The organism is Acinetobacter sp. YH12211 (assembly GCF_013418015.1).
Classification (GTDB): domain Bacteria; phylum Pseudomonadota; class Gammaproteobacteria; order Pseudomonadales; family Moraxellaceae; genus Acinetobacter; species Acinetobacter towneri.
Genome location: NZ_VPCW01000009.1, coordinates 109205 through 116422, shown reverse-complemented (window position 1 = coordinate 116422; position 7218 = coordinate 109205). Strand labels below are relative to the sequence as shown.

The 7218-nt window shown below is 38.2% G+C and carries 8 protein-coding genes; 3 read left to right on the top strand and 5 right to left on the bottom strand.

Features of this window, described 5'->3' with window-relative positions:
- Positions 1 to 493: 493 nt before the first annotated feature.
- From FTU98_RS07045 to FTU98_RS07030, 4 genes are all read right to left on the bottom strand, one after another.
- Entirely contained in the window at positions 494 to 1753 is a 1260-nt protein-coding gene (locus FTU98_RS07045; RefSeq protein ID WP_180050802.1) for an OmpP1/FadL family transporter, read from the bottom strand.
- A gap of 235 nt (positions 1754 to 1988) precedes the next feature.
- The gene (locus FTU98_RS07040; RefSeq protein WP_180050799.1) at positions 1989 to 2246 is read right to left on the bottom strand and encodes a DNA-binding transcriptional regulator; all 258 of its coding nucleotides are present in this window, start codon (positions 2244 to 2246) and stop codon (positions 1989 to 1991) included.
- A gap of 145 nt (positions 2247 to 2391) precedes the next feature.
- Positions 2392 to 2826: a DUF2946 domain-containing protein gene (locus tag FTU98_RS07035; RefSeq protein ID WP_180050809.1), complete on the bottom strand. Its 435-nt coding sequence runs from the start codon at positions 2824 to 2826 to the stop codon at positions 2392 to 2394.
- Between the two features lie 148 nt (positions 2827 to 2974).
- On the bottom strand, positions 2975 to 3382 hold the full coding sequence (locus FTU98_RS07030) for a rhodanese-like domain-containing protein (protein WP_096900921.1): 408 nt from the start codon (positions 3380 to 3382) through the stop codon (positions 2975 to 2977).
- Positions 3383 to 3624: 242 nt separating this feature from the next.
- Here FTU98_RS07030 and FTU98_RS07025 point away from each other — a divergent pair, with 242 nt between their 5' ends.
- The 3 genes from FTU98_RS07025 to FTU98_RS07020 all read left to right on the top strand — a co-directional run bounded on the left by FTU98_RS07025 (position 3625) and on the right by FTU98_RS07020 (position 5101).
- Positions 3625 to 3804 carry a hypothetical protein gene (locus FTU98_RS07025; RefSeq protein ID WP_004973110.1) on the top strand — a complete coding sequence of 60 codons (180 nt, stop codon included), beginning with the start codon at positions 3625 to 3627 and terminating at the stop codon, positions 3802 to 3804.
- A 254-nt stretch (positions 3805 to 4058) separates the two neighbouring features.
- A complete protein-coding gene (locus FTU98_RS13940; RefSeq protein ID WP_253103581.1) occupies positions 4059 to 4334 on the top strand; it encodes an iron-containing alcohol dehydrogenase in 276 nt (91 codons plus the stop codon).
- A complete protein-coding gene (locus tag FTU98_RS07020) occupies positions 4295 to 5101 on the top strand; it encodes a maleylacetate reductase (protein ID WP_257218152.1) in 807 nt (268 codons plus the stop codon). The genes FTU98_RS13940 and FTU98_RS07020 overlap by 40 nt, the downstream gene beginning before the upstream one ends.
- Positions 5102 to 5175: 74 nt before the next feature.
- On the opposite strand, the gene FTU98_RS07015 is transcribed toward FTU98_RS07020, so the two are convergent.
- Positions 5176 to 7170: a triacylglycerol lipase gene (locus FTU98_RS07015; RefSeq protein WP_004973116.1), complete on the bottom strand. Its 1995-nt coding sequence runs from the start codon at positions 7168 to 7170 to the stop codon at positions 5176 to 5178.
- Positions 7171 to 7218 lie beyond the last annotated feature (48 nt).

Sequence of the window (7218 nt, the reverse complement as noted above, 5' to 3'; positions counted from 1 at the left end):
CGCAAGAGATGCGATGGATGTCTGATTATTTGTAGTCATAAATTTAAGTCCCCACTTGTTTCTAAGTGGGGACTAAATTAAGGCTTATAGGATGAATTCAGAAGGTGTGTTCAGCGGACGCTTACGCACACAGCCATAAAAAATATCGCCCATAAAATCTAAACCCACAGTTTCAAAAATGATATCGCATAGCTCAAAGAGCTTAGCTGTTGAAAATGTATGATTTGCGAAGTTAAAAGTGAAAATTATTGTGTCATTTGGCTGAATTTTACTGAGTTTTTCGTGTAATTCATCGTTATAAAAAGCATCGAAATTTGATTGTTTTCTATGGATTCATTTAGAAAGTAGTGCATGTTGTAACATTATGCTTTGCATGGTCTTATTTCTAGCTAAAAGCCGTACTTTGGAAAAACTTCATCACAATCAAAGTAAAAAAAGCCATCATCTTTTCAGATCATGGCAAGCTATTATTCAGACTCAAGCTATGTAGAATTTAAAAATTCAAACTATATGACACGCCCAAAATATTTTGGCTCATGCTTAAATTGGCTTCGCCACCACCAAAATCAGCGGGGATAGAGTTGTTACCTTGCACTGTTTCTTTGAGTGCGTGTGTATAAGCCACACTTACATTTTGTTGATCATCGAGTTGCCAAGTTGCACCAACACTTAAATGCTCTTGTACCACACCTGGTGCCAAAATATTTAGGAAGGTTTGATCATTTTTAACAGGCTGATCGTTATAGCTATAACCCGCACGTAAAGTCAGTTTTTCTGAGGCTTGATAAGTCGCTGAAATTTTATAGACATTGATGTCATCCCATCCAAAACCAGGACCTTGTGTTGTGCCAAATTTATTGTTTGCGAATAATTGATCCAGTTTATTGCCAACAGAATCTACATCTGAATAATTAATGCGTAAGTAATCTGTCGCGACTGATAAAGCAGGGGTAAGTTGATAATTTAAACCTACACCATAGCTTTCAGGTACGTCAAAATCACCTTGTTTGGCAAATAAACCTTCATATTTCTTAAAGCGGCTGGCATTAATTTTAGATGAATAGCTTGCACCAAGGGTCAGTTTATCATTTGGTTTTGCCGACCAGCCAATACGTGCACCTACGCCGTATGAATCGTCATTGCCACGATCGCTAATTGCCGCACCGTTTGACGAAGCACCACCAAAGACATCACCAGCAAAACCTTGTGCACTAAAACGTTGATATAAAATATTTGCAGCCAAGGCTATAGATTGATTTTCTGCATATTTCCAAGATAAAGCAGGTGAAATAAAGGCTTGGGTTAATGAAATACCTGCGCTTCCTGTATTATCATAAACTGCATAAGGATTATTTTTATAATTGGTATTCATGCCACCATTGCCATAAACCGCAATACCCGCAGTGACTTGTTCATTCACTGGGTGAACATAACCTAGATCTGGAATTACAAAGTATTTACGGCTATTGCCATCATACTGACCATTTGCTCCATAACCATTTCCTGTAATTTCAGACTCACGATCTGGAGAGAAAATAGTTAAACCAGCATCAACACGCTTACCTAACCAGCTCAAACCCGCTGGGTTGCTTGCAATAGTCAAACTGTCCTGAAAATTAGCAATGGCTGTGCCTGCATTTCCTTGAGATTTTACACTATATGCATGCATGAAATATCCTGTTGTTGCAAAAGCAGATGTTGAAAACAAAGGTGCGATAACAGCAATTGAGATAAAAGAAGATAGATATTTCATGAGAATATAGATCGAGTAAAAACAATATATGCGTCAGTATATTGAAAAGTTGTATTCTTGTATTTGAATATAAATTCATATCTTTATTCTATTTTTGAATATAGAGCTATGAAACAGCAAGGGTATTCATTCTATATGTATATCAAAATGATGCTTCAACTCTTTTGACCAAAGAAGCTCCCTTGGGAGCTTCTTTATTGATTTACATTGCTTTAATTCATAATTATAAAGTGCTTTATGCCAAGTTTTCTAACACAAATTGTGGCGATTTAATAAATAATCGAATCAATGCTTGAGCAGAACTCGACGGTTGACGGACACCACGTTCCCAACTTTCTAAAGTTCGGACAGAGATACACAATTTTGCCGCAAGTTCAGTTTGTGAAATATTCATTTTTTGCCGAACTTTAATGATCTGTTGTGCTAAATCCAAACAAGCCGTTTGCTCTACAGTATGATTCACATGATTATGACTGTGTTGAAGCAGATGCATAGTTATCTCCTCCTTAGGGTCGAATAAACAAGTCAATGAGTTATTAAAATAAGTATTGTCCTACAGCTGCATAAATTTGATACTGCAAAATTTACACTTTAGAGTGAAGCAAAGATGGCAACACTGTAAGAAATGATAAGAAAATTCAAGAGTCAAAACGAGGCGGAGCACGACCTTGTGGTAGAATAAAAAGCGGCTCAGTTTGAAATAGTGTTGGTGTAAACGATGTTTTAAAAGACAAAATCCGAATTTGCGTTCGGACTAAAATTGGTCTGATTTTGTTTTCAAATAATGGTAGTGCAAAACTATAAACTAGACAGTATTCACATTCATGATCTGTATGCGCCGCATCTTCAGATGATGCATGTTCGTGTGAACTTTCAAGTCCGAATGCAACATGAGTCGCAGTTTCATGGTGTGTAGATGAATACGAAGAATGGGGTGCGGTGCGTTCTAAAAATAATGCTTGGGCAATAGTTTCACAGACAGAGGAAAAATGTTGTTTCTCTGGTAATAAAGGCTGTAGGAACACAGCGACTTGTAACAAGATTGCAAATAATCCTAGCAATCTGCCCCACATCATAAACACTGTATCAATCTTTTATTCAATTTATTCATGTAATACTATAACAAAAATGACAATGATAAATATTGAAGTATTACACGAAGTTTTAATTAATATTTAACCTAATATTGAGCGTTATTTAAGCATTCAACAGACCCTAGTATCATCTTGTAAAAGAAACTGTCGGAAAACCTGCTTCCAGCCAAGCTTGCATACCACCTTGCATTGAATAGACTTTCTCGAAACCCATTCTTTGTAAGGCTTGAGTGGCAAGTGCAGAACGCGCACCAGTACCACAAAGTAAGTAAATATCTCGTTCAGCCAGATTGGTAAGAGCACGTTCAACATCGCAATAGTGGTTTACTACAGGGTGTTGTGCAATTTTCATTTCTAACATGCCGCGTGGAAAATTCACTGCACGGTCTATTGCACAAGCCTGATGTTCTTCAGGTTCTCGTACATCAATCAAAATAATATCGGGATGTTGCAAATATTTTTCATGCAATTCTTGCACGCTAATTTCTGTAATTTCACTTTTGGCTTCAGTGATTAGTTGATCTGGTGTTTTCATTCATCCACACTCATTTATTTTGAGTTTATATAATATAATATTATATATTTAATAAGATTTTATTATTGTTAGGAAATGTGTCTGATCGAATATCGTTGTGATTTTCTATAAAAACATTTTAAATCAGGTGTTTAAATCCTAATAAAATTTAAGTCATCAATTGATCAAAAAGTCATATCTTATTCAACTATAAGGTATATACTAGATCTAACACTTTTGTTCGATTGTTCAGGGGACGTCAAATGCCTGCAAGATTTTTTGGAATTTTTCTGGGTTTAATTGCAGCGGTATTAATCATTGGTGGATTATTCATCAATATGATCAGTGGTGAAGCTACCGTCGTGGAATACTGGATTTTATTGTTGCTTCCATGTTTTGGTATTCCAATTTTGTCTGCAGTGTGCCTAAAAGAAATAGACTAAGCACAAAAGTATAAGTTTTCTTTACATTAAAATTGATAGATGATTCATCGCATTTAATTTTAATGATCCAAAAGCCCATGCGATCATGGGTTTTTGTGTTTACAGCAAAACAGTTGGTTTTGAGTTTTATTTGAATATTTGCAAAGCAGCGTTGCAGAATTGGGCTGTTCAGCAGCCTAGTCATAGTTAAATGCTATTAAAATCTAAAGACAATATTTAAGTTTAATATCATGTAAGCATTCCATTATCAGGTATTGCCAATCAATGTTCATTTTGGCGTAGGTCATCTGCAAAAAATTCAAGAGATTTTACGATCTTATACCTATAGGCGTATTTTAACTATTGCCACTGCAGGGCAAAAAGCCGCAGGCGAGCGTTTATTGGCACTAATCCAAGACATGGCTGTAGCGGTCTATCCTCATGCGGTGATGCATGTGCCAAAAGAAGTTGCCGATCAAGCCATTCAAGATGTGCAGCGTTTAAAGGTCGATTGCTGTTTGGCACTCGGCGGTGCTCTGCGATTGGTTTAGCCAAAGCAATTGCTTTAGAAACCCATTTACCGATTATTGCAATTCCGACCACTTATGCAGGTAGTGAAATGACTGCGGTGTATGGCATCACCGAAAACCAGCTGAAAACCACAGGCAAAGCAGCTCAAGTTTTGCCTAAAGTAGTGATTTATGATCCTGAATTGACACTCAACTTACCCACTGAAATTTCGGTATGTTCGGGTATGAATGCGATGGCACATGCAGTTGCGGCATTATATGCACAGGATAAAAATCCCATTGTAAGTTTAATGGAGCTAGAGGCGATTACTCAACTGGCACAGGCTTTACCTGAAATTGTGCAAGCGCCTCATAATATGCAGGCACGTGAACACGCTTTATATGGTGCATGGTTGGCTGGTGTGTGTTTGGGTTCGGTGGGGATGGCAATTCATCATAAAATTTGCCATAGCTTAGGTGGACGTTATCAGTTGCCACATGCGCAAACCCACGCCATTGTGTTGGCGTATTCAGTGTATTACAACCGACATGCAGATATTGCTGCAATGAATCAACTGGCAGCGGCTTTAAATGTGTCAGATCGGGAACAGTTGGGCTTGGCGATTTATCAGCTTAACCAAAGATTGAATATTCCAATGGCACTTAAAGATTTAGGATTACCCGAAACAGCACCTGCCCAAGTGGCACGTATTATCTGCGATAGTCCATATTATAATCCACGCGAATATGACTATGCCGAATTAGAGGCCTTATTGACCAAAGCTTATTGGGGACAAGCACCAATCTAATACTGCTGAGAAATAGCATGATAGATAAAAAACCGAAGCCACTTAGACTTCGGTTTTTTATTTGCCGTGACGGATTACGGTTTATACAAGCCTAAATCTTGCAAATGTAATCTAAGAATACGTCGCAGTTCCAATACAGCTTCTGGCGTTTCCTGAATGGAATGTCCGCCTTTAATAATTTTTTCTGAAACAGCGCCATCTAAGTGGGCACTGTTGTAATGCACCACATCGTCATTCATTAACAGATGCTCAGTGCTGTCGGTATTATTGCCAATAATACTGTGATATTTAAATCCTTTGACAGGCAAAATATCTTCAGTTAATTCCGTAAATTTGGAATTTTTACTTAAATCACTCGGTCCATTTTGAATGACGCCATGCCCAATTTCTTTGGTTAGATTTTTTAAATCGACTTCATGTTGCTGCAAGGTATCCGCAAACGCGCTTAAAAATGCAGTCGGTAAGCGAATGACTTTACGTGCTGCAAGGGTGAACCAGCGGTCTGCAAACTCTGTACCTTTATGCGGTGCAGCCAAGAATATTGCACGGTTAAAATTGGTGATGGGTTTAAGGCGCAAACGTGCTTGCAACAAAGGATCAGATTTAAAGCGTTCCAGACGTCGGTTTTTAAGCATTTGCATGGCAGGTTGAGTTAAATCAGTATCGCTGACCAACAAACGTGCCAAAATACCACCCATGCTGTGTCCAATTACTACAGCATCTTTTTTGGCTGCAGCAGAAGGACTGACCTGTTTAAAGCCTTGTTGAAGCAAGGCATAAATTTGGAAACGGCTTTCTAAAATTGGCATATTGGTCGAGTAAAACACTTGCCAGACTTGAAAGTTTTCCCGCAATACAGGATCGCCCATAATATCGTTGGTTAAGCGAATCCACGCTTCGGGGCTACTGGCCAAACCATGAATGAGGACAATGACTTTTTTATTCGGATTATACGGCTCAAGTAAGTACAAATGCGGCATACTGAGTCGTTCTTCACGATCAATTAAGGATAAATAAGCCGATTTACCTAAATTATTTTGCGCTAACCACAAGCCATAAGGTGCAGAAAAGTTAGCTGCAAGCGGGTAGTTCTTTTGTGCAATTTGGGCAGATTCATATTTATACGGATCATAAGCCTTGAGCTTAAAATGCGGCCGATTCAAAATATCTTCAATGGAATTGGCGCTATGTGGTTCTGCAGTGATTGTCGCGGCTAAATAGCGAGCTTGGTGAATATTTGGATTTTTTCCTGCAGGATAATCATATTTTAGCGGATCAATAATATATTTGCTTTTGCTCAGATCATCGTTTGGATTTTCAGGCAATACCACCAGAAATTCAGACCCAAAACCATCACGGCGCGTGACCGAGCGCAAACCCGAAAAGTTCAGGTTATAGGTTGACATCAACTGCTGAATTTTTTGTTGTTTCAGCTGCGGGTAGTACTCAAAATCAATGTCATAAATGCTGTTGCCAACACGAATTTGTTGTTGCAATTCATCGTGTTTATAGCGCAGCGCATAGCTGCTGACCAATTTGGCAATCGCCTGATTATAAAAATCACGAATTTGGACTTGTCTGTTATCAAAAAGACGGTCTTGCGGCGCACGTTTGGTTTTAAACATGTAGGCGTAACTATAACGAATACTTTGATCGAGCATGTGCAATTGCTGATCTAAACATTGTTCATAATTGGCCTGATGAATTTTTTGTTGTTCTTCCGATCTTTTACTGTTCAGAATACTGATTTTACAGGACGATGAATTTTCCAGTTCAATCGCTTTCGCTAAATATAATTCACTGGCGGTTGAGAGCAGTTGTTCATCTTGAATTTGCGGGATTTGTTTGAGTGCACTTACACATTCTTCAGGTTTTTCGGCACAAATATTGGCTTCACGTCCTGTCATCGACAAGACATTTAAACTGGCTTCACTCAGTTTTTTGCGCGATAAAATACTATCACGTTCATTGGCAATACTAACTTTTAACGCCTGATTTTTAACACTGACCACCTGACAACCAGACAGCAGTGTTGTACTGAGCAATGCAGCAATCACAATTTTATTCATGGAAAGTCTGGCTTAATTTTTAAGATTTTTTTCCATCATACGTTTTTT

Coding starts and splice junctions, on each gene's coding strand:
- FTU98_RS07045 (WP_180050802.1), bottom strand. CDS start 1,753: ATGAAATATCTATCTTCTTTTATCTCAATTGCTGTTATCGCACCTTTG.
- FTU98_RS07040 (WP_180050799.1), bottom strand. CDS start 2,246: ATGCATCTGCTTCAACACAGTCATAATCATGTGAATCATACTGTAGAG.
- FTU98_RS07035 (WP_180050809.1), bottom strand. CDS start 2,826: ATGTGGGGCAGATTGCTAGGATTATTTGCAATCTTGTTACAAGTCGCT.
- FTU98_RS07030 (WP_096900921.1), bottom strand. CDS start 3,382: ATGAAAACACCAGATCAACTAATCACTGAAGCCAAAAGTGAAATTACA.
- FTU98_RS07025 (WP_004973110.1), top strand. CDS start 3,625: ATGCCTGCAAGATTTTTTGGAATTTTTCTGGGTTTAATTGCAGCGGTA.
- FTU98_RS07015 (WP_004973116.1), bottom strand. CDS start 7,170: ATGAATAAAATTGTGATTGCTGCATTGCTCAGTACAACACTGCTGTCT.